General features: G+C 61.5%; 20 protein-coding genes. 11 read left to right on the top strand and 9 right to left on the bottom strand.

Annotation, left to right across the window (positions count from 1 at the left end):
- Nucleotides 1-189: 189 nt before the first annotated feature.
- The 8 genes from DK391_RS26280 to DK391_RS26245 all read right to left on the bottom strand — a co-directional run bounded on the left by DK391_RS26280 (nt 190) and on the right by DK391_RS26245 (nt 7034).
- Nucleotides 190-1419, bottom strand: a complete 1230-nt coding sequence (locus DK391_RS26280; RefSeq protein ID WP_109480930.1) for a porin — start codon at nt 1417-1419, stop codon at nt 190-192.
- A 102-nt stretch (nt 1420-1521) separates the two neighbouring features.
- Nucleotides 1522-3027, bottom strand: coding sequence for an aldehyde dehydrogenase family protein (locus tag DK391_RS26275; protein WP_109480929.1), 1506 nt, complete (start codon nt 3025-3027; stop codon nt 1522-1524).
- A 22-nt stretch (nt 3028-3049) separates the two neighbouring features.
- Nucleotides 3050-3613: a cytochrome c gene (locus DK391_RS26270; RefSeq protein WP_109480928.1), complete on the bottom strand. Its 564-nt coding sequence runs from the start codon at nt 3611-3613 to the stop codon at nt 3050-3052.
- On the bottom strand, nt 3610-4107 hold the full coding sequence (locus DK391_RS26265; protein WP_109480927.1) for a cytochrome c: 498 nt from the start codon (nt 4105-4107) through the stop codon (nt 3610-3612). Before DK391_RS26265 ends, DK391_RS26270 begins: the two co-directional genes overlap by 4 nt.
- Nucleotides 4104-4640, bottom strand: coding sequence for a methylamine dehydrogenase light chain (locus DK391_RS26260; RefSeq protein ID WP_109480926.1), 537 nt, complete (start codon nt 4638-4640; stop codon nt 4104-4106). The genes DK391_RS26265 and DK391_RS26260 overlap by 4 nt, the downstream gene beginning before the upstream one ends.
- 39 nt (nt 4641-4679) lie before the next feature.
- Nucleotides 4680-5306, bottom strand: coding sequence for a methylamine dehydrogenase accessory protein MauD (gene mauD / locus DK391_RS26255; RefSeq protein WP_109480925.1), 627 nt, complete (start codon nt 5304-5306; stop codon nt 4680-4682).
- The gene (locus DK391_RS26250; RefSeq protein WP_109480924.1) at nt 5303-5869 is read right to left on the bottom strand and encodes a MauE/DoxX family redox-associated membrane protein; all 567 of its coding nucleotides are present in this window, start codon (nt 5867-5869) and stop codon (nt 5303-5305) included. Before DK391_RS26250 ends, mauD begins: the two co-directional genes overlap by 4 nt.
- 7 nt (nt 5870-5876) lie before the next feature.
- The gene (locus DK391_RS26245) at nt 5877-7034 is read right to left on the bottom strand and encodes an amine dehydrogenase large subunit (protein WP_109480923.1); all 1158 of its coding nucleotides are present in this window, start codon (nt 7032-7034) and stop codon (nt 5877-5879) included.
- A gap of 283 nt (nt 7035-7317) precedes the next feature.
- Here DK391_RS26245 and DK391_RS26240 point away from each other — a divergent pair, with 283 nt between their 5' ends.
- The 11 genes from DK391_RS26240 to DK391_RS26190 all read left to right on the top strand — a co-directional run bounded on the left by DK391_RS26240 (nt 7318) and on the right by DK391_RS26190 (nt 18978).
- A complete protein-coding gene (locus tag DK391_RS26240; RefSeq protein ID WP_109480922.1) occupies nt 7318-8163 on the top strand; it encodes a CPBP family intramembrane glutamic endopeptidase in 846 nt (281 codons plus the stop codon).
- 589 nt (nt 8164-8752) lie between these two features.
- On the top strand, nt 8753-9499 hold the full coding sequence (locus tag DK391_RS26235) for a response regulator transcription factor (RefSeq protein ID WP_109480921.1): 747 nt from the start codon (nt 8753-8755) through the stop codon (nt 9497-9499).
- A complete protein-coding gene (locus tag DK391_RS26230) occupies nt 9450-10370 on the top strand; it encodes a GntR family transcriptional regulator (RefSeq protein ID WP_239482955.1) in 921 nt (306 codons plus the stop codon). The genes DK391_RS26235 and DK391_RS26230 overlap by 50 nt, the downstream gene beginning before the upstream one ends.
- A 28-nt stretch (nt 10371-10398) precedes the next feature.
- On the top strand, nt 10399-11667 hold the full coding sequence (mtnK, locus tag DK391_RS26225) for an S-methyl-5-thioribose kinase (RefSeq protein WP_109480919.1): 1269 nt from the start codon (nt 10399-10401) through the stop codon (nt 11665-11667).
- Nucleotides 11668-11710: 43 nt separating this feature from the next.
- Entirely contained in the window at nt 11711-12799 is a 1089-nt protein-coding gene (gene mtnA / locus DK391_RS26220) for an S-methyl-5-thioribose-1-phosphate isomerase (RefSeq protein WP_109480918.1), read from the top strand.
- A complete protein-coding gene (locus tag DK391_RS26215) occupies nt 12796-13476 on the top strand; it encodes a class II aldolase/adducin family protein (RefSeq protein ID WP_109480917.1) in 681 nt (226 codons plus the stop codon). Before mtnA ends, DK391_RS26215 begins: the two co-directional genes overlap by 4 nt.
- 95 nt (nt 13477-13571) lie before the next feature.
- Entirely contained in the window at nt 13572-14699 is a 1128-nt protein-coding gene (locus tag DK391_RS26210; protein WP_109480916.1) for a sugar ABC transporter substrate-binding protein, read from the top strand.
- A 63-nt stretch (nt 14700-14762) separates the two neighbouring features.
- Nucleotides 14763-16367: a sugar ABC transporter ATP-binding protein gene (locus DK391_RS26205; protein ID WP_109480915.1), complete on the top strand. Its 1605-nt coding sequence runs from the start codon at nt 14763-14765 to the stop codon at nt 16365-16367.
- Nucleotides 16313-17314 carry an ABC transporter permease gene (locus tag DK391_RS26200; RefSeq protein ID WP_109480914.1) on the top strand — a complete coding sequence of 334 codons (1002 nt, stop codon included), beginning with the start codon at nt 16313-16315 and terminating at the stop codon, nt 17312-17314. The genes DK391_RS26205 and DK391_RS26200 overlap by 55 nt, the downstream gene beginning before the upstream one ends.
- 19 nt (nt 17315-17333) lie before the next feature.
- Nucleotides 17334-18344, top strand: a complete 1011-nt coding sequence (locus DK391_RS26195) for a dihydroxyacetone kinase subunit DhaK (protein WP_109480913.1) — start codon at nt 17334-17336, stop codon at nt 18342-18344.
- Between the two features lie 13 nt (nt 18345-18357).
- Nucleotides 18358-18978 carry a DAK2 domain-containing protein gene (locus DK391_RS26190; protein ID WP_109480912.1) on the top strand — a complete coding sequence of 207 codons (621 nt, stop codon included), beginning with the start codon at nt 18358-18360 and terminating at the stop codon, nt 18976-18978.
- A 95-nt stretch (nt 18979-19073) separates the two neighbouring features.
- Here DK391_RS26190 and oxlT read toward each other — a convergent pair whose 3' ends face one another.
- Complete coding sequence (oxlT, locus tag DK391_RS26185; protein ID WP_109480911.1) at nt 19074-20429, bottom strand: oxalate/formate MFS antiporter; 1356 nt, start codon at nt 20427-20429, stop codon at nt 19074-19076.
- Between the last annotated feature and the right edge of the window lie 239 nt (nt 20430-20668).

The raw sequence follows: 20668 nt of genomic DNA, 5'->3' as shown, positions 1-20668 counted from the left end.
GACCGGCTGGGGGCCCGCAGGCAAGGACCGTAGAGGGTGGTGTTAGCGGCTTTCTTTTGCCTACTTTTCTTTGCCGCGGCAAAGAAAAGTAGGTGCTGCCCCGCACAGGGGCGACGCATGAAGAACCACTAACAAATCGCGGATGCCACTACACACCGCACCCCCCCCACACAGCAAAAAACAAAAAACTCAAAAGTTATGCTTCAACCCAACAGTAAAAGAAAGCTGCCTATCGGTAGTGGAATTCGGCAGATTAGGAATCTGCGCATAGTTCGCGCTTTGCCCTGTAACAGCATCAACCCCTATCCCACTTCCTGCAGCCTTCTGAAAAATCCCAACCGCATACAACGAGGTCCGTTTCGACAAACTATAAGTCGCCCCAAGGTTCACCTGATGAAACTTCGGCGACCCGCTGGTATCTGTCTTCATCGAGTTATAGATATACGCCGCTCCAAGCAACAAAGCCGGCGACACGGCATACGTCGCATTCACCTCGACAATATCGAACCGCGCATCGGCGCCCTGTGGCTGCGAAGCACTAGCAAAGTAAAGCGAATCATCAAGACGTGTATGTGTATACACGAGACCGACAGTAGCAGGTCCAAACGTATACGATCCGCCAACGCCAAATGCCTTCAGTGAATGCGCATTCTGCAACTCACAATACATCGCTGTCGCATTGGAACACGCGAAATCGCCGATATAACCCTGTTCGCCGCCCAGTGCCGCATCGAGCGGATTGTTCAGATCGAGATAACCGATCCCGAACGAGAAGGGCGCGTTGTTATAGCTCGCCGATACAGCCCAGCCGCGCTTCTGCGAAAAATCCCCCGCGACGCCACCCAGCGAATACGTGCCACTCGCCGAGAAACCCGCAATCGTCGGACTCACATACTGCACCGCATTGTTCAGATTCAGCGCAGCGTTAAGATTGTCGACGTCACCGATATGCGACCCATACAACGTCGCCCACGTAATACTCGATGCATACGGCGCAAGCGCATTCGTGTATGAATCGAACTGTCGGCCGAAGGTCAACGTACCGTAGCTTTCGTTGGTGAGACCTACCCACGCGTTCTGGTTGAACAGGGTGCCGCCCTGCACGAAACTGCCGCTGCCCGTGTAGAAGCTGTTTTCCAGTTTGAACGTCACGGCAGTGCCGCCGCCAATGTCTTCGCTGCCCGTCAATCCAAAGCGCGACGGCGCGGAATTGCCGCCCGTGAACTGGAAGTTGTGCCCGCCGCCGACACTGCCGTCCGCATGCGTGACCTGCTGGTTGTTCGTGTACGTGATGCCCGCGTCGATGTCGCCGTACAGTGTGATGCTGCTTTCCGCATGCGCGATGCCCGGTGCACTGATCGCGGCCGCGAGCGTTGCCACCGCCACCGCGATGCTGCGCGGCGTCGTCCGATACTTCATGTCTCTTCCCCTTTGTCTTTAGCTTTACCTGGTGACGATCCGCGTTGAAAATGCAGGGCCGATGCATCGATCGTTCAATGCAACAGCCCTGCAAAAGCAGGCTTACGCGTAATTGATCATCACGGACTTGCTTTCCGTGTACTGATCGACGACCGCGCGTCCCAGTTCACGGCCAAAGCCCGATTGCTTCATGCCGCCGAACGGCAATGCGTTATCGAGTAGTGAATGGCAATTGACCCACACCGTGCCCGCGGCAATGCGCGGTATCAGCTTGTGCACCGCCGACATGTCGTTCGACCAGATGCTCGCGCCCAGACCGTATTGCGTATCGTTGGCAAGCTGCACGGCGCTGTCGATATCGTCGAATGGCATCGCCACCAGTACCGGCCCGAAGATCTCTTCACGCACCACGCGCATCGTGTGATTCGTATCGACCATCACGGTAGGCTCGACGAAGAAGCCCGGTTTGTCGATCAGCTTGCCGCCCGCCGCTGCACGCGCACCTTCTGCAAAGCCCGAATCGATATAGCCGCACACGCGCTCGCGCTGTTTCGCGGAGACGAGCGGGCCGATCTGCGTGGTCGGGTCCATGCCCGCGCCGATCTTCAGGCTCTTCGCAATCTGCGCCACGCCGTCGATCACCTGATCGAACACCTTGTTGTGGATATACACCCGCGAACCCGCCGTGCACACCTGGCCCTGGTTGAAGAAGATCGCATCGGCGACACCTTGTGCGGCCTTCGCGATATCGACGTCAGGCAGCACGATCACGGGCGACTTGCCGCCCAGTTCCAGCGACATGCGCGTCATGTTGTCGAGCGCCGCGTGGCCGATCAGCTTGCCCGTTTGCGTCGAGCCCGTGAACGCGATCTTGTCGATACGCGGATCGCGCGACAGTGCCGCGCCCGCCGTATGTCCATAACCCGTGATGATGTTGACCACGCCTTCGGGATAGCCCGCCTCGCGGATCAGTTCACCCAGACGCAACGCCGACAGCGGCGTGTCTTCAGCGGGCTTCAGCACGACAGTGCAGCCCGTCGCGAGGGCAGGGGCGATCTTCCACGCGGCCATCAGCAGCGGAAAATTCCATGGAATGATCGCGCCGACCACGCCGACAGGCTCTTTGCGCGTGTACGCGAACACTTCGCTGCCCGGCATGTACGGCATGCCAGCATCGATCCCGCTGCCTTCGATCTTCGTCGCCCAGCCCGCCATGTAGCGGAAGCACTGCGCCGCCATCGACACATCGAGGCCTTGCGCGACCATCACCGACTTGCCGTTATCGAGCGATTCGATTTCCGCGAGTTCGCGCGCGTTCGCTTCGACGAGATCGGCGAGCTTGAGCAGCAGGCGTTCGCGGTCGGTGGTTTTCATCGTGCGCCACGGGCCTGCATCGAAGGCGCGGCGCGCAGCGGCGACGGCCTGCTGCACATCGTGTTCGTTTGCTTCGGGCACGCGCGCGAGCACGCTGCCGTCGGCGGGATTCACGACGTCGATGGTGCGGCCCGACGTGGCGTCCGTCCACTCCGCGCCGATCAGCATCTTCTTCGGCTTGGCGAGGAACGCCTGCGTTGCGGCGAGCAGCGGGAAGGTGGTGTTCGTCTCCATGTTCGATTCCTTTGATTGAGGTTCAGTAGCGGTCTGCGACGCCCTTGATCCCACGTTCGTGCAGATTGCGGATCAGTCCGGCGCGCACGGTGGCGACATCGGAGAAAGCGGGGCGGCGGTGCGCGCTGATTTCGGCGGCTGTGTAGGGCTTGAAGTCTTTCGGCAGCGCGTCGCGGTTCATGGTCGTGAGCAGCCAGTTCAGCGTGTCGGCGAGTTCCTGGTCTGTCAGCGCTGAGTTCGATGCGCCCGGCACGCGCATCACATACTCGCGGCCTGCGGGCAGATGCTCGAAGTAGCCGAGCGAGTTGGCGAGCGGCGGCACCTTGCCGGGGATGCCGCCGCCCGTCGCCGTGTGGCAGCCCATGCAGTTGAGCACCCAGTGCTGCTGCGCGAGCGTGGCGTCGGCAGCGCCTTCCGCATGGGCAGGCGAGGGCGGCGCGACAGTGGCGGCGCATGCGATCAGCAGCCTCGTCATACGCCGCGCCGTGCCCCTCCACAGCGCTGCCGCTGACACCGCGCGCGCGCCGCGCGCGGGCGCTTGCGTCTGCACGCGGTCGCCGGCACGAGACACGCGGGCGGCGTTCATAGGCCGAGTCCCTTCACGACGGCCGCGCGTTGCGTATGGACGGCTGCGCTGTCCATCGTCTGCGCGCGTGCTGCCTTGATGTCGGCAGCCGTGAACGGTTTTACATCGCCGTGCTTCGCGTTCAGGTCGAACACGACGTAGTTCAACACCTGAGCCAGGTCTTCGTCGCTTGCGCTTGCGAAGCTCGGCATCTTGAAGTTGTAGCTCTTGTCGTTGACCTTGATCTCGCCGAACATGCCGTGCACGACTGTGGATGTCAGTTGCGCACGGCCTTGTGCCGTCGTCGAGTACTTGCCGGGATACTCGGTCAGCGGCGGCGCGAGACCGTCCTGACCTTTGCCGCCTGCCTGATGGCACACCGCGCATTGCGCGTCGAAGGTGCTCTTGCCGGCGGGGTAGTGGATCGTCTGCGCGTGCGCGACGCCTGCCGTTGCGAACGACGCAGCCGCCGCGAGGCAGGCGGCCGCGAGTTTTCCAACATGATTCATCTTCATTGCTTTGCTGCTCCAAGCAGGACCGAGACGGAACAGTGATAGTTCGAGTTGCCGTTCGCCATACACCAGTTGATGTCGTTGTCGAGCGACAGCTTGTAGAGCGGCTTCTCGCGTTCGTTGCGATTGCAGAAGCACTTGCCGCACGAAGTTTTGCCGCAGCAGTCGTTGTACGAAACGATGTAGTCGGAGCCGTCGTGCGGATTGCGGCAGGTGCCGATCCACGTGATTGGCGAAGGCGTCGTGCCCGGCGGGCAGCTGCTCGACGTGCCGCCGCAGCAGCTGCAAAGCCAGCCGTCGATCGCGCAGTACTTCCAGTAGTCGCAGCTCATCGGATCGTCGCTTGCGCCGGAGGCAGCCGCGCCCGATGCACCCGAAGCCGCATCGGCTGCATATGCCGTGCGATCGACGGGCAGCAGCGGCAGCATTGCCGAGCCGACCAGCACCTTGCCGAGCTTCGCCATTGCGCTGCGCCGCGAACTGCGCTGCGCGACGCCGCGCGCCGACTTCTCGAACCATGAATCAAAAACGCCCATGTGATTGTTCTCCGCTCAGGTTGTAATCGGGTTCTGCGCTCAGGCGTGCTGTTCGTGCTGGTCGTGGCGATGATCGCCGTGCACGAACTCCTGCAGCGACGCGACGCCGCGTTCCTTCGCTTCGAACAGGCTTTCCAGATGCTCGCGCGTGTTGACGAGACCCTTCGCGCGCACCTTGCCGCTGTCGTCGAGCAGCACGGCATACGGCAGCTTGCCGATCTGGTACGCCATGCCCAGTTCCTGCGACAGCACGTACGGGAAGCGGTCGAGGTTCTGCTTCTGCGCGAAGCGCTTGTGCTCGGCGAGATCACCATCGCTGGCGAGCACGATGTTGACGGGCGTGGTCTCGCTCGATTGCAGCGACGGCAGCAGCGGCAGCAGCTTCTTGCAGACCGGGCAGGTCGGCGACAGGAAGAACAGCAGCGTCGCCTTGCCTTGCGCATCGATACCGCCGACCTTCACGTTCTGGCCACGAATGTCCGCGAGTTCGAACGTCGGTGCAATCGCGCCGACAGCGGGGCCCTTGTCGATCATCAATGCGCCTGCGGGCATGATGCGTTCATACAGAATGCCGACCTGGCGAACGAGAGCGAGACAGATCGCGCCGAGCGCGAGAACGGCGATCCACAGGAGCGCGGTGGAAACGGTGAGAGCGGTTTGCATCATGAATTCCTCAAGTGGGACAGGCGCGGCACATTGGCCAGCAGCACATCGAAAGTGAGCAGTGCGCAGACGATCAGCAGCACGGCGAAGAAGAGCGTCAGGTAGTCGAACCACACGATCGAACGCGTCGCCGGTTCGATGAAGGCGGTCGCGGCGAGTGCGGCGAGCAGCAGCGCGCGTGCGACATGGAACCAGCCGATGCCGCGCGGCGCGTTCTCGCGAGTCGCGGCCTGCGTGGCCGCAAAGCCCGAGCAGCCGCAATCGATATCGGTGTGGCCGCGCAGGATGTTGAACGCGAGGCCAGCCGCGAATGCGAGCAGCAGCGCGACCAGCACGATCGCGCCGATCACGCGCGTATCGGGGAACAGCAACGCGGCGGCACCGACCGTTTCCGCTGCCGCGATGGCGAAGGCGGCGGGCGCCGTCAACGCATCGGGCAACAGGCGGTAATCGCCGAGCGCCTGACGGAACGCGGCAGGGCGCCGCCATTTGGCGACGGCGCCGAGCAGCACGACGATCGCCGTGCTGGCTTGCGCGCCCGCCGCGAGTACAGGATCGAGCATCATGTCGGCCTCACGGATTGACGAGCAGCGACGACGTATTGCCGATCTGCTTTTCGACGTTCTGCAGCTTGCCCGTGCGCGCATCCATCACGACGAGATCCGACGTGCCCGTGATGCCGTAGAACAGCGGCTTGTCGTCTTCGCTGACCTGAATCGAGGCAACGGGGTCGATTTTCTGTTGCGACAGATCCCAGCGTGCGATGCGCTTTTTCGTCTGCAGGTCGTACACCCAGATTTCCGTGCCGGGATCCTTGTGCGTGCCTTCGCCGCCCTTGTGCATCGCCACGTAATAGCGATGCAGTTTGGCCTGCACAGCCGTCTGCTGCATGCCGCCCGGACGCCAGCCTTCGGCGCGCTCGGCGTCCGTCAGCAGCGACCACGGTTTGCCGAACACGGGCTTGTCGCCGTGGAAGTCGGCGGTGCGGACCATGCCGTGGAACGTCGTGAACAGATAGCCGCCCTGATACGGCGACGCGTTGATGTACGCAGGATCTTTATCGACGTCGATGAACGCGTCGGACATCACGCGCTTCGCTTCCTTGCCGTGCGCATCGAGCGTGATGGTGAGCGCCTTGCCGCTTTCGCACAGGCCCGTGAAGCGGTCGTTGCCCGACGGATAGGCGAGCACGCAGGCGGCCATGTCGATCTCGGACAGCACCTTCTTCGTCGCGACGTCGATCACCGTCACCGATGCTGCGGGCGTGATGTTCGATACATAGAGCCGCTTGCCGTCCGCGCTGAAGGTGGTGTTGTACGGCGTCGGCACGTGCTGGCCGTGCTTGGGCGGAATGACGATTTCGCCCGTGTGATCGAGCGTCGTGTTGTCGGTCAGTTCGACGACATCGGTGCGCGTGCCGTGCGAGCCGCGCGCGAAATACGTGGTCGACACGTAGCTCGTCTTGTGATCGGGCGAGATCGCAAAGCCCGGCGCGAAGCCCGCGTCGATCTGGCCGAGCAGTTTCTTCGCGTCGGCGTCGTACATATAAATGCGCGCGTCCGTCATCGAAGGCATTGAAATGTCGACGACGAACACCTCATGCGGATGCCACGCGGGCAGCTTCTGCACGGTCAGTTCTTCGGGCTTTTCGATTGCGTGCGCGCTGCCGATGCATGCAGCCGCAAATGCCAGCGTCGCCGCGATAGACGCGGTACGTCGCCTTATTCTCATGTCGCCTCCAGTAGGGATTCACGTTGTGTGGGGCGACTTTAGATCGACGAAAATTCGGGCCAACGCCGAAACCGGCAAGGCGTGCTTGCCGATTTGGGACATTGGTAGTCTTGCTGAAAGGGATGTAGGGCTTGTGTTGGCTTGCGCGCGGTGCGGCTGTTGGGAATTAGGGAATGTCTCTAGTCGGGCTGCAGCGTTTGTCCCGAGCCGCTATCCTTGCAGCCCGACAGCCCCGGTCTTCTGTTCTTCTACTACTAAACCGACACTAACAACTGGAAGCCCAATGCTCTCTGTTCCATGGATCGCACTATTCGTCGCCGCGCCCGTTGCCTGGTCGGCGACGCTTCGATGGCTCGCCGTGGGCTTGCTGGCCATCGCGTATGGCGGTGCACTGGCAAATGGGCAACTCGGTGTGCTCGCAGCGATCCCGCTCGCGCTGCTGGTGCTGGCTGCCTACGCGGTGTCGCCGCGTCAGAAGTCCCTCATGCAATGCATCGGTCACGTGTTATTCATTTCGCTTGCCGTTGCGTTGAGCATGCACTGGATGCCGGGCTTTCATAATCCACGCGTGATCGGGCCGGTGCGGTTTTCGGCGGACGCGGCGCCGTTCACGATGTACCTCAATCTCGACAAACCGCTGATCGGCTTCTGGCTTCTGCTGGTGCTGCCGTGGATCCAGCCGTCGCACGAGCTGCGCACGGCACTGAAAGCGGGTGTGCTGGGTGTGTTGCTGACATCGGCGGCCTGTCTGCTCGTCGCGCTGATGATCGGACTGGTCAGATGGGAACCCAAGCTGCCAGATGTCAGCCTGCTGTGGCTGTTGAACAATCTGCTGCTCGTCACATTCACCGAAGAGGCGCTGTTTCGAGGCTATCTGCAGGGCGGCCTGCGGCGCCTTCTACAACGGCGCGCGTATGCCGACGTCTTGTCGCTTTGCGTGGCGTCGATACTGTTCGGACTCGCTCACGCCGCAGGAGGCTGGCGATGGATCGTCGTCGGAACCGTTGCGGGATTTGGTTATGGACTGGCTTATCGTTTCGGCGGTTTGCGCGCAGCTGTGTTTGCACATTTCGGCCTTAACGTCACGCACTTCTTTCTCTTCACTTATCCGATGCTTGCGACACCGTGATTGGACAGAATACGAACGCAGAATTAGCTGAAATTTACGTTGCCTTTGAGTCGAAAAAATAATGAAACCAGTTGCGCCGGACTTCGAATAGTTTGTGCGTTCAAAAGATCAGGCAAATGATTCCCCATCGATTTGCCGACGCAAATCTGTCTTCACACGACAGCCGCTTCTGAACGTTCGTTATAATTCCCGACGTTCATTCGCTACACGATTGTGCACTTCAGTCTGCGTCGTTGCAGTTCTGGAAATTATGCTCAAATCGTCGAAAATCACGCGCAAATCGAGCAAGACGCGTCCCATTCCCCCTCCTAAAATGCCGACCAACTGATGACTGGTATGCAAGTGGATCTATAGAGGTCCGCTACTCTGTATATCAGTACTTTTCCATTCCGGCACCGCTCGACATACCGTCTGGCACGCCCGAATCCTGTTCGTTCAGAAATAGATTCGGGTTATTTGATCCTTGAAATCCCGTAACGCCAATCTGTCTGTTCTATCGATTGGTAATTCATTCGGCATCCAGATCAAGCTGTTGATTCAGGACGTAGCTCCATTTTCGACGTACGTTTTTCACAGGCGAAGAAATATCATGCGTGTACTACTGATTGCAGATGATCCCCAGTGCGACGAAGTCCTTTATCACGGTCTCACCGACGCCGGTTATGCCGTCGACTGGGTGCGCGACATGTCGGACGCCAGCACTGCGATCGACGCCTCCTGGTACGAGGCCATCGTGCTGGATCTCGCCTTGCCGCACGGTATCGGTCTCGATCTGCTCGACGCCTCCAGGCAATCAGGGAACAGCGTGCCAATTGTTTCGCTCATTTCGTGCCGCGATCCTGAAACCTGTGCGCGCATTCTCGATGTTGGCGCGGATCATTGCATCGTCAAGCCGTTCGAGGTTCGCGAGGTGCTGGCGCGTATCCGCGCCGTGTTGCGCCGGCAGGCGGGCTACGGCGCTGCACGTATCGGCGATGAACATATCAGCCTCGATCTCGATAGCCGTACGCTTTGGCGCCACGGCGTCGTGTCGGATCTTTCTGCGCGCGAGTTTGCCTTGATGCACGCACTGCTTGAAAGGCCGGGCATGATTCTGTCGCGCGCACAGCTTGAAGAGCGCATCTATGGTGGCGACAAGGAAGTGGAGAGCAATGCGCTCGATGTACTGATCCACGCGATGCGCAAGCGCTTCGGGCGCTCGCTGATCGATAACGTGCGGGGAATCGGCTGGACGTTGGCGCGCTCGCAGGCTGCCGCAGACAAGAGAGAAGAGGTTCAGCCGGTGCGTGCGCGGCAGTCGCGCGCACCGAGAGCGGAATGCGCGCTGGAGGCATAAGCGCCAGCCATTCCCCTCGACTGTCAAATGTCATGCTGCATTGCGTGATGGATTCGTCGAGTCCATTCATTCAAATATCGAACGGGTAAACACCGATAAAAACATCAGACGTCTGATCTATATTGGATCTACTTCACTACTGGATACTGGCATGCGCCTGAGCGTCGAACGTTCAATGAGCGACAAGATCCAGGAGTCGTTGACGTCGATGATCCGGGAGCGCGCACTCAAGCCAGGTGATCAGATCCCCACTGAAATAGAGCTTTGCGAGCTGCTTGGCGTCGGACGTTCGAGTCTGCGTGAAGCGGTTGCGCAAATGATTTCTCATGGCTTGCTGACCCGTGTACAGGGTCGCGGTACCTTCATCAGACAAATTGCGTTAAAGCTCGAAGGCGGGCTAGATGATCTGATGTCTGTCACCGATATGATCCGAAGTGTCGGCGCGATCCCGTCAACGCGCCGGTTGCAGTTCGAGCACATCAAGGCATCGGAGAGTCTCGCCGCGAAATTGCGGCTGCGTACCGGCGATGATTGCGTGCGCATCGAACGGGTGCGATGCGCGAATGATGCGATTGCCGCGTATTGCATCGATACCGTGCCGAAGCATGTATTCGACGGGGCCAAGGGCGATCTCGGCGAATCGCTGTTCGCCATGTTTGGCCGCACCGGGCACCGGTTGTCGTACGCGCACACGTCGATCCAGCCGACCATACTCACGCCGCGCGATTTGCCCGAGCTGGGCGATGGGTTCGGTCTGTTCCTGCTGCTCGACGAAGTCGATTTCGATCAAAGCGGCGTGCCGATCTGTTACAGCAACGACTACTACAACACGAGCATCTTCAAGTTCGATCTGGTTCGCAAGTCGCGTTAAAGCCAGTTCGATCGCGGAGGAGACGTTGATGGAATTCGAAGCACTGAGTTCTTCAGAGTTGGCCGCCTATCTGCGCGGCGTGCCATCCGTATGCGCGTTGCTCAACGAACCGTGCGAACTCGATATTGCGGAAGTGGGCGACGGCAACCTCAACTATGTGTATTTCGTCAGCAATGCAACGACGCCGGAGAAGAGCGTCGTCGTCAAGCAGGCACCGCCGTTTCTGCGGCTGGTCGGGAAGTCGTGGCCGCTGACGCGGCATCGGATGGAGCGGGAAGTCGCTGCGCTGCGCCGCTTCGGCGAGTTGTGCCCGCAACATGTGCCGCGCGTGTATCACGCCGATACCGAGTTGTATCTGATGGTGATGCAGCGGCTGTCGTCGCATGCGATCTTGCGGCAGAAGCTGATGGATGGCTTCGTCTATCCGAAGCTCACGGAGCATCTGTCGACCTATCTCGCCCATACCTTGTTTTATGGCTCCGATCTCTTTCTGGCGCCCGAAGTCAAAAAGCAGGCAGTGAGTGCCGCCGTCAATACCGAGTTGTGCAAGATCACCGAAGAGCTCGTTTTCACGTTTCCATTCGAAGATCACCCGTCCAACGTATACAGCAACGCGTTTCCAAAGCAGGTGATCGAGCGCATGTGGCGTACGCCCGCGCTGCGCGTGGCGGTAGCCGAGATGAAATGGTCGTTCATGAACGATGCAGAGACCTTGCTGCATGGCGATCTGCATACGGGTTCGATCATGGTGAACGAAGACGAGACCTACGTCATCGATCCTGAGTTCGCTTTCTACGGGCCGATGGGCTTCGATGTCGGTGCCGTACTGGCCAACCTGCTGCTCGCCTATTTCTCGCGCGACTGGCATGACCAGCGCATCAAACCTGCTTGCGATGATTATCGTGAGTGGCTGCTCGATCAGATTACGGGCATCTGGTCGGCGTTCGAGAAGAAATTCCGTCTGCTATGGCGCGAACACGAAAGCCGCCGCAAGAGCCGCTTCATCGGCGACGATCCGACGGGCAACTGCGCGGACGCGTTCCGCACGCGCTTCATGCAGCGGCTGCTGGCCAGTTCGCTGGGTTTTGCGGGTTGCAAGATGATCCGGCGGATTGTCGGCATGGCGAAGGTCGCCGACATCACCAGCATTGCCGACGATGCGATTCGCGCAGCCGTCGAGGTGAAATGCATCGAGTTCGCCGAGCGTTTGCTGGTCGAGCGACATGTGTTGGGATCGATTGGCGCGGTGGTCGCATTGGCGCGCGACATCCAGGCGCGCGAGCATCGTTTGCAGTGAGCGGATACATCTGGCGCACACATCAAATCGAAGTGGAGCATGTATGGTTTTGCCTGAGTTCGACAGTTTGCCCGCTACGCTCGCGTGGGACAACGACAGTCTGAGCATCATCGATCAGACCCGTTTGCCGCGAGATACCGTGATCGAGACGCTAACGACGGCGTTCGAAGTGTGGCGGGCCATTCACGAGCTTCGTGTGCGCGGCGCACCGGCAATCGGTGTCGCAGCAGCGTACGGCCTGTGCGTGTCGATGCAGCCGTCGCGCGGCTTGCCACTCGAGGCCTTTCGTGCCGAACTGATCGAACAGGCCGCGTATCTCGACAGCGCACGGCCTACCGCGGTCAACCTCAACTGGAGCCTCAAGCGTATGCTGCGCGCCGCCGGGCAGTCACGCGCAGCAGATGCAGCGTCGCTCTATCGCGTGCTGGTCGAGGAGGCCACGCAGATCCATCGCGAAGATCAGTGGCTATGCGAGCAGATTGGCAAGCATGGCCTGCCTCTCATCACGGCGGGCTGCGGCGTCCTCACACATTGCAACGCAGGCGCACTGGCGACGACCGGTCTCGGCACCGCGACCGCGCCGATGTACATCGCACATCGGGAAGGCATCGCGTTTCGCGTGTATGCCGATGAAACGCGGCCTCTGCTGCAGGGCGCGCGTCTGACGGCGTACGAATTGCATCAGGCGGGAATCGACGTGACGCTGATCACCGATGGCATGGCGGCATCGTTGATGGCGCGGCGCAAGGTGGATGTGGTGATCGTCGGCGCGGACCGGGTGGCGGCGAACGGCGACTTCGCGAACAAGATCGGCACCTTGAGCCTCGCGATTGCGTCGCGTCATTTCGGCGTGCCGTTTTATGTCGCATGCCCATCGTCGACGCTGGATCTGCAGACACCCAATGGCAGCACCATTGTCATCGAAGAGCGTCATGGCGATGAAGTCACGCATCTCGCGGGCAGACAGATCGCGCCCACCGGCGTCAAGGTGTTGAACCCTGCATTCGACGTTACGCCGCATGATCTCGTGACGGGCTTCATCACGGAGCGGGGCATTATCGCGAGACCGTTCGAAGCAAATCTCGCCGCGATGTTCCAGACGCAGGCAGCTGCCGCGAGCACGGCATCGTGAGCACGAACAGTCCGTCGCTGACTGAAGACGCGATGCGTGCCGACATCGTGCACACGATGCGGGAAATGGTGCGCCTAGGCATCAATCAGGGCACCTCGGGTAACGTGAGCGCGCGCTGGGGCGATGGATTCCTGATCACACCGAGCGGCGTGCCGGCGGCGCAACTCGAGATGGACACGATCGTGTGGCTGCCGCTCGATGTCGATGCGGCGGCACCCGTGTTCGACGAAAAGCGTCCCTCGACCGAATGGCGCTTTCATCGCGACATTCTGTGCGCGCGGCCCGAGATCGACGCGGTGGTTCATACGCATTCGAACGCAGCGACGGCGATGTCGATTCACAGCCGCGAGATTCCCGCGCATCACTACATGGTTGCAGCGGCGGGCGGCAATTCGATTCGCTGCGCAGCGTACGCGACGTTCGGCAGTCAGGCGCTGTCGGATCACGCGGTCGCCGCGCTGCAGGACCGGACAGCCTGTCTGCTCGCGCATCACGGCGTGATCGCGCTCGGCTCCGATCTGGCGCGCGCCTTGTGGCTCGCGAACGAAGTAGAAGTGCTGGCGCAGCAGTATCTGCTCGCATCGACGCTTGGCGTGCCGCCTGTGCTGTCGGACGAGCAGATGGAAGAAGTGGTGAACAGGTTCAGTCAATACGGCGTGCGACGCAAACGCCCGTAGTGTGCAGTGTGTCGAGTCTGACCGGTCGGATGGCGCATGCGCGCACATCGGCTCACGGTATCTGATGCATGACTATTTGAACAATGGAGACGCTCATGGCCTGGAATTCAGCACGCTTGAATGGATGGAGATGGTTCGCCGCACCGGCGAGTGTCGGACTGTTGTGCGCCGCCGCTGCGCTGAGCGGCTGCTCGAAGAGCGAGTCGCCGTCGTCGGGCACGGCGGCGAGCGATGCGGCCGCAAGCAGCGCTGCAGCGATGGCCAGCGCCGCGCCCGCGGCGGCGCCTGCGCCTGCTTCGGCGGCAGGCGGCAAGCAGAAGATCGGCTTCTCCATCGCGACGCTGAACAATGCGTTCTTTGTCGGCCTGAAGCTCGGTGTCGAAAAGGGTGCGAAGGATCAATCATTCGAACTCGTGCAGACCAATGCGAACGGCGACGCACAGCAACAGGTCAACGACGCCAACAATCTGCTGAGCCAGGGCATCACAGCGCTGGTGCTGAACCCGATCGATTCGAAAGCGATCATCCCCGTGGTTCAGAAAGCCAATCAGATGAATATCCCTGTTTTCACGCTCGATCGCGGCTCGGATGGCGGCAAGGTGACCGCGTTCGTGGCGTCGGACAACGTCGCGCTCGGCGCAACGGGCGCGAAATGGATCGCAGATCAATTGACCAAACGCTATGGATCGGCGAAAGGCAATGTCGTCGATCTGATTGGTCTCGTGGGCACGACGGCTGCTACGGATCGTGAGAAAGGCTTTAGCGACGAGATCGCCAAGTACCCCGACATCAAGGTCGTCGCGCGTCAGGAAGGCGCGTTCGATCAGGAGAAGTCGTTGAACGCAATGACCAGCATCCTGCAGAAGTTCCCGCAGATCGATGCCGTGTTCGGTGCCAACGACGACAACACCGTGGGCGCGGAAAAAGCCATCGACAACGCGGGCCGCTACAAACCGGCCGGCGACAAGGATCACATCCTCGTGATCGGTGCCGATGGCACGGCGCAGGCCTTGTCGGCGATTCGTGCGGGCAAGCAGGATGCGACGATCTCGCAGAACCCGATCGAAATGGCCGCGAAGTCGTTGAGTTTCATCGCCGACAACGCGGCGGGCAAGCCGGTGCCTGCGACGTATGCATGGCCGACGTTCCTGATCGACAAGTCGAATATCGATTCGGACGACACGAAGAAATACGGGCTGTGGTCGTTGCAGGTCAGCCAGTAATGTATCGAAGCGGGTTCGACGGGCGGCGAGATGCGCGCCCGTCATCCAACGCAGGATGAGCACATGAACGCCGGAACGGGCTCGCAGTCGCAGGACCACGCGCAGGACAACGTTCAGTCACGCGCCGCGCCGCCGCTGCTGCGTATGGAAGGCATCGTCAAGAGCTTTCCGGGTGTGAAGGCATTGCGCGGCGTCAGCCTCACACTCGAAGCGGGCCGCGTGCTGGCCATTGTCGGCGAGAACGGCGCGGGCAAGTCTTCGTTGATCAAGACGCTGTCGGGCGCGTACGAACCGGATGAAGGCACGATCGAGATCAACGGCGTGCCGCTCGGACGCGGCACGAACGCCGCTATCGATGCAGGCGTGGCCGTCATCTATCAGGAACTGTCGCTCGTCAACGACATGACCGTGGCAGAGAACCTGTTTCTCGGCCGCATGCCCGCACGCAATGGTTTCGTGCAGCGCCGCGAAGCGGATCAGAACGCACGTCAGGCGCTCGCGCAGGTCGGGCTCGATAGCGTGTCGCCTTCGATGCGGCTCGGCGATCTGCCGCTCAACAAGCGACAACTGATCGAGGTCGCGAAAGCCATCGCACGCGACGCCCGCATCCTGGTGATGGACGAGCCGACAGCCGCCTTGCAGCACGATGACATCTCGCATCTGTATGCCGTCGTGAAGCGCTTGCGCGCCGCTGGCATGGGCATCATTTTCATTTCGCACCATCTGGAAGAGGTGTTCGAACTGGCCGATTCCGCCGTGGTGATGCGCGACGGCGCGACGGTCAGCGAACGCCCGATGTCGGCGTGGACCGAACAGGATCTCGTGCAGGCGATGGTCGCGCGCAATCTCGATTCGTTCTATCCGTGGGAGCCGCGCGATTACGGTCCGGTGATGCTCGAAGTCCGCGATCTCGCGAGTCCGCCCATCGTGCGGCATGCGAGCTTCAAGGTGCATGCGGGCGAGATCGTCGGCATTGCGGGCATCGCGGGCGCGGGCCGCACGGAATTGCTGAAGGCGATCTTCGGTGCGCAAAAGGTCACGGCGGGCGAGATCTTCATTCGCGGCAACAAGACCGTGATCCGTTCACCCGCCGATGGCGTGCGCCAGGGTCTCGTCTACACCGCCGAAGATCGCAAGCTCGAAGGGCTCGTGCTCGATGCGAGCATCGAAGAAAACATCGTGCTGTCGAGTCTCAAGGCAATCGCAACGGGCGGCTTCGTGCGCAACGGCAGAACGCGCGCCCTCGCGCAAAAGGCGAGTGCGCGCTTCGGCGTGCGCGCGCCGAGCGTCGCGCATATCACGGGCAATCTGTCGGGCGGCAACCAGCAGAAGGTGATTCTCGGGCGCGCCACGGCCACGCAGCCCGCCGTGATCATGCTCGACGAACCGACGCGCGGCATCGACGTCGGCGCGAAGACGGAAATCTACGCACATATGGTCGCGATGGCACGCGCGGGTGCGGCCGTCGTGATGGTCAGTTCGGAACTACCCGAACTGCTCGGCATGTCCGATCGCGTGCTGGTGATGTATCGCGGCAGGATCGTGACCGAGTTGCCGCGCGATGCGGCGGATTCGGAGACGGTGATTCAATGGGCGACAACGGGAGCACGAGCATGCCCTCGACGGCAGCGAAACAGTCCGATCCGGAAGCGCTCTCGAGCCGCGTGATCCGGCAATTGCGCAGCGGCGTCGGTCCGTTGCTTGCCGCGCTGATCGTCATCTGCGTTTTTCTGTCGTTCGCGGCGCCGGAGTTCCTCACCACCAGCACCTTGACCAACATTCTCGTGCAGACCTCGGTGGTCGGCATTGCCGCGGTGGGCGGCACGTTCGTGATCATCACGTCGGGCATCGATCTGTCGGTGGGTTCGCTGGTCGCATTGAGCGGCATGGTGGCGGCAACCCTGATGGCGGGTTCGACGCCCGATGCCTTGGGCGTCGGCCTGGCGGGCCTCGCGATTGCGCTGGCAGTGGGCGCGGGTGTCGGCGCGCTCAACGGCTTTGCCGTGACATGGCTCAGACTCGTGCCGTTCAATGTCACACTCGCGATGATGGCGATGGGCCGCGGCCTCACGCTCGCCATTTCCGATGGCCGCACCAAGTTCGATTTTCCGACCGCGTTCACGCTGTTCGGCGCCAAGACGTTCGCGGGCTTGCCCGCGCCGATGATCGTGATGCTGATCGTGTTCGTGATCGGCCATATCCTGCTGCGCAAGACCACGTTCGGTCATCAGGTGTTCGCTGTCGGCGGCAATCAGGAGGCGGCGCGGCTGGCGGGTATTCCCGTGCGGCGCGTGATCTTTCTGACCTACACGCTTGCAGGCGTGACCTCGGCGATTGCGGGCATCGTGCTCGCCGGACGGCTCAATTCCGCGTTGCCTTCAGCGGCCTATGGACTCGAATTGCAGGTGATCGCAGGCGTGGTGATTGGCGGAACATCGCTCGCGGGTGGACGCGGCTCGATCATCGGCACGTTTATCGGCGTAGTGCTGATCGGCGTGATCAATGTTGGTTTGTCGCTGCTCGGCGTCAATCCTTTCTGGACCCAGTTTATTCAGGGCGGCGTCATTTTCGCCGCCGTCATGCTCGATGCGCTCAGCCAGCGGCGCAAGAACTGAACATCACCAGGAGAATCGCGTGAAAAAGATCATCAACCAGCCGGATGATTTCGTCGATGAAGTGATTGATGCGCTGTTGATTGCCCATCCTGGCTGGATCAAGGCCGCGACCGCCGACCGCCGCGCACTCGTGCGCGCCGATGCGCCGAAAGCAGGACATGTCGGCATCGTCACGGGTGGCGGCTCGGGACACATGCCGGGCTTCCTGGGTTACGTGGGCGAAGGGTTGTGCAGCGGCGTGGCAGTGGGCAATGTGTTTTCGTCGCCATCGGCCGAGCAGATTTTCGAGGCCACCAAGGCCGTGAATGGCGGCGCAGGCGTGCTCTATGTGTACGGCAACTATGGCGGCGACGTGTTCAACTTCGATCTCGCCGCGGATCTCGCCGAACCCGAAGGCATCGACATCAAGACCGTGCTGCTGACCGACGATGTCGCATCGGCGCCCGCAGAGCGCGCCAGCGACCGGCGCGGCGTGGCGGGCATGGCGTTCGTGTTCAAGTGCACGGGCGCGGCGGCGGAGCGCGGCGATTCGCTCGACGAAGTCGCGCGTATCTGCGCGAAGGCCAACAGTCAGTGCCGCACGATGGGCGTCGGCCTGTCGCCGACCATCCTGCCGGCTGCGGGCAAGCCTACCTTCACGCTGCCCGACGGCGAAATGGAAATCGGCATTGGCATTCATGGTGAACCGGGCACGCATCGCGGCAAGCTGGAATCCGCCGATGCAATCGCAGACCGGCTGATGGGCGAGATACTCGGCGATCTCAATGCGCCGAAGGGTTCGCGTCTTGCGGTGCTGATCAACGGACTCGGCGCCACGCCGCTGGAAGAACTGTATCTGCTGTTCAGGCGCTCGGCGAAGATCATCGGCGATCATGGTTTGTCGATTGCGCGCACGTATGTCGGCGAATATGTGACGAGTCTGGAAATGGCGGGCGCGTCAATCACCGTGATGCTGCTCGACGATGAGCTCGAAACGCTGCTCGCCGCGCCGGCGCGTTCGCCGCTGTATCGCGACTGGCTGCTGGTTTGATGGAGGGCCGACCATGAGCATGTCGAGTAACGACATACGTGCGCTGCTGATCCGCACGCTCGATGCACTGCCCGCGCACACCGACGAACTGCGTGAGCTCGATGCCGCGCTCGGCGACGGCGATCTCGGCATTACGGTGCAGAAGGGATCGGCGGCCGTGGTGAAAGCGCTAGCCGCGTTACCTGACGATGCAGCAATCAGCGACATGTTGCGTTCTGCAGGGCAGGCGTTTTCGACGGCCAATCCGTCGACGTTCGCTGCGTTGATCGGCGGTGGTTTGCTGGCGGCCGCGAAGACGATGACGGACAAACATGAACTCGGCAAAGCCGATGCGCTGACGATCGGGCGCGCGGTGGCGGCGCGCATCGTCGAGCGTGGCAAGAGCAAGGTCGGCGACAAGACCGTGCTCGATGCACTGGTGCCGAGCCTCGATGTGCTGGAAGCGTCGAATGGTGATGCGCGCGAGCTTCTCGCTGCGATGATTGCGACCGCGCGGCAGCAGATTGACGCCACCGCCGCGCTGCAGTCGCAGAAGGGGCGAGCGGCGTGGATTCAGGAACGCAGTGTCGGTCATGCCGATCCTGGCGCGACTGCTTATTGGCGGTTTCTGGAGGCGCTCCAGGCGGGGCTTTGATGGCAGCGTGTTGCGGTGCTGCGTGCATGACCTGAAAACAGATGCCCGTCGTGAAACGGGCATCTGTTTCAACCTCTTAAAACCTCTGCCGCCGATCAGCCGCCTTCAGCCGAAATACGCGCCGAGTCGCTGATGCGTGTCGCTCCCGCATACGGTGCCGTTTCCATCGAGGCCTCCGAATGCTGCAGTGCGTAGGCGCGGCGCATCGGCTTGAGTACGAAGAGCGCCAGCAACGCAGCGATGGCGGCCATCCCCGAGGCAAGCATGAACACCGCGTGCCAGCTGCCCGTCATCGCCGTGACGATGCTGGTGAACGGCACCAGCAGCGCCGCCGTGCCTTTCGCCGTGTAGAGCAGGCCGGCGTTGGTCGCCGCGAACTTCGGCCCGAACGTGTCGCCGCAAGTGGCGGGGAAGAGACTGTAGATCTCACCCCATGCGAAGAACACGATGCCCGTCAGCACCACGAACGCCACCGGGCTTTGCCCGAACTTCGACAGCGCGAGAATGCCGACCGCCTCGATGGCGAACGCGATGAACATCGTGTTCTCACGGCCGATGCGATCCGAGATCCAGCCGAAGAACGGTCGCGTCAGACCGTTGAGCACGCGGTCGATCGTCAGCGCGAAAGTCAGCGCGGGCAACGTCAGACCGAGCAGCGACACGGGCGAGTCATGCAGGCCGAAGTCTTTCGCGATCGGCCCGAGTTGGGCCGTCGCCATCAGGCCGCCTGCCGCCATCATCACGAACATCAGGTACATGACCCAGAACACGGGCGCGGAGACGACCTGGCGCGGCGTCGCGTTGTGAACGAAGCGTTTGGCGGCACCCGTCACCGCGTTCTTTGCCGACGCCAGCAGGCTCGCGGACGGCGCCAGCAGGAACATGCCCAGCAGAAACACCACGATGCCCTGACCGAGCCCGAACCACAGGAAGGTCGCCTCATAACCGCTGCTCTTGATCATGTTGGCAATCGGCACGACGGTCGCCGCCGACCCCGCGCCGAAGCCGGCCGCCGTGATGCCGGCCGCAAGTCCGCGGCGGGTCGGAAACCACTTCAGCGCATTGCCGACACAGGTGCCATACACGGCACCCGCGCCGATCCCGCCGATAGCCGCCGCGATGTACAGCAGCGGCAGCGACGACGCCATCGAATTGAGCACCCAGGCGACGGCGCACAGCAACCCGCCGCCGACCACCACGGGCTTCGGCCCGTACTTGTCGACGAGATAGCCTTCAATCGGCACGAGCCAGGTTTCCGTCACGACGAAGATGGTGAACGCAACCTGAATGGCCGCGCGGCCCCAGTGATACTTCTCGTCGATCGGGTTGACGAACAGCGTCCAGCCGTACTGCATGTTGGCGATCATCGCCATGCAGACCACGCCGAACACGAGTTGCACCCACGGTGATGCGTACCATGACGACGGCCCTTCCTGATGCTCTGTCTTCATCGCTGTCTCCTTTGTCGACGGGAGCGGGCGGGTGAGCGCCTGCATCCGTCGCGTGCACGATAGTTGCGAACTTCGCCTGTTGAATATGTGCGGTGGCCTGACGGCTCTTCCGATCAGCATCGCTAAAAATGCGGTGCTGATAGATTCCATACGATATGTGATATATCAAGTAAGTCAAGCGAAAGCTTGGAGGGGTTTTCACCGATGCGAATCGAATGATGAAAGGAAGTTGTAGGTGA

Source organism: Paraburkholderia sp. C35 (assembly GCF_003121405.1).
GTDB lineage: Bacteria > Pseudomonadota > Gammaproteobacteria > Burkholderiales > Burkholderiaceae > Paraburkholderia.
Note: the sequence above shows the minus strand (reverse complement) of the source record. Positions and strands in the feature narration are given on the sequence as shown.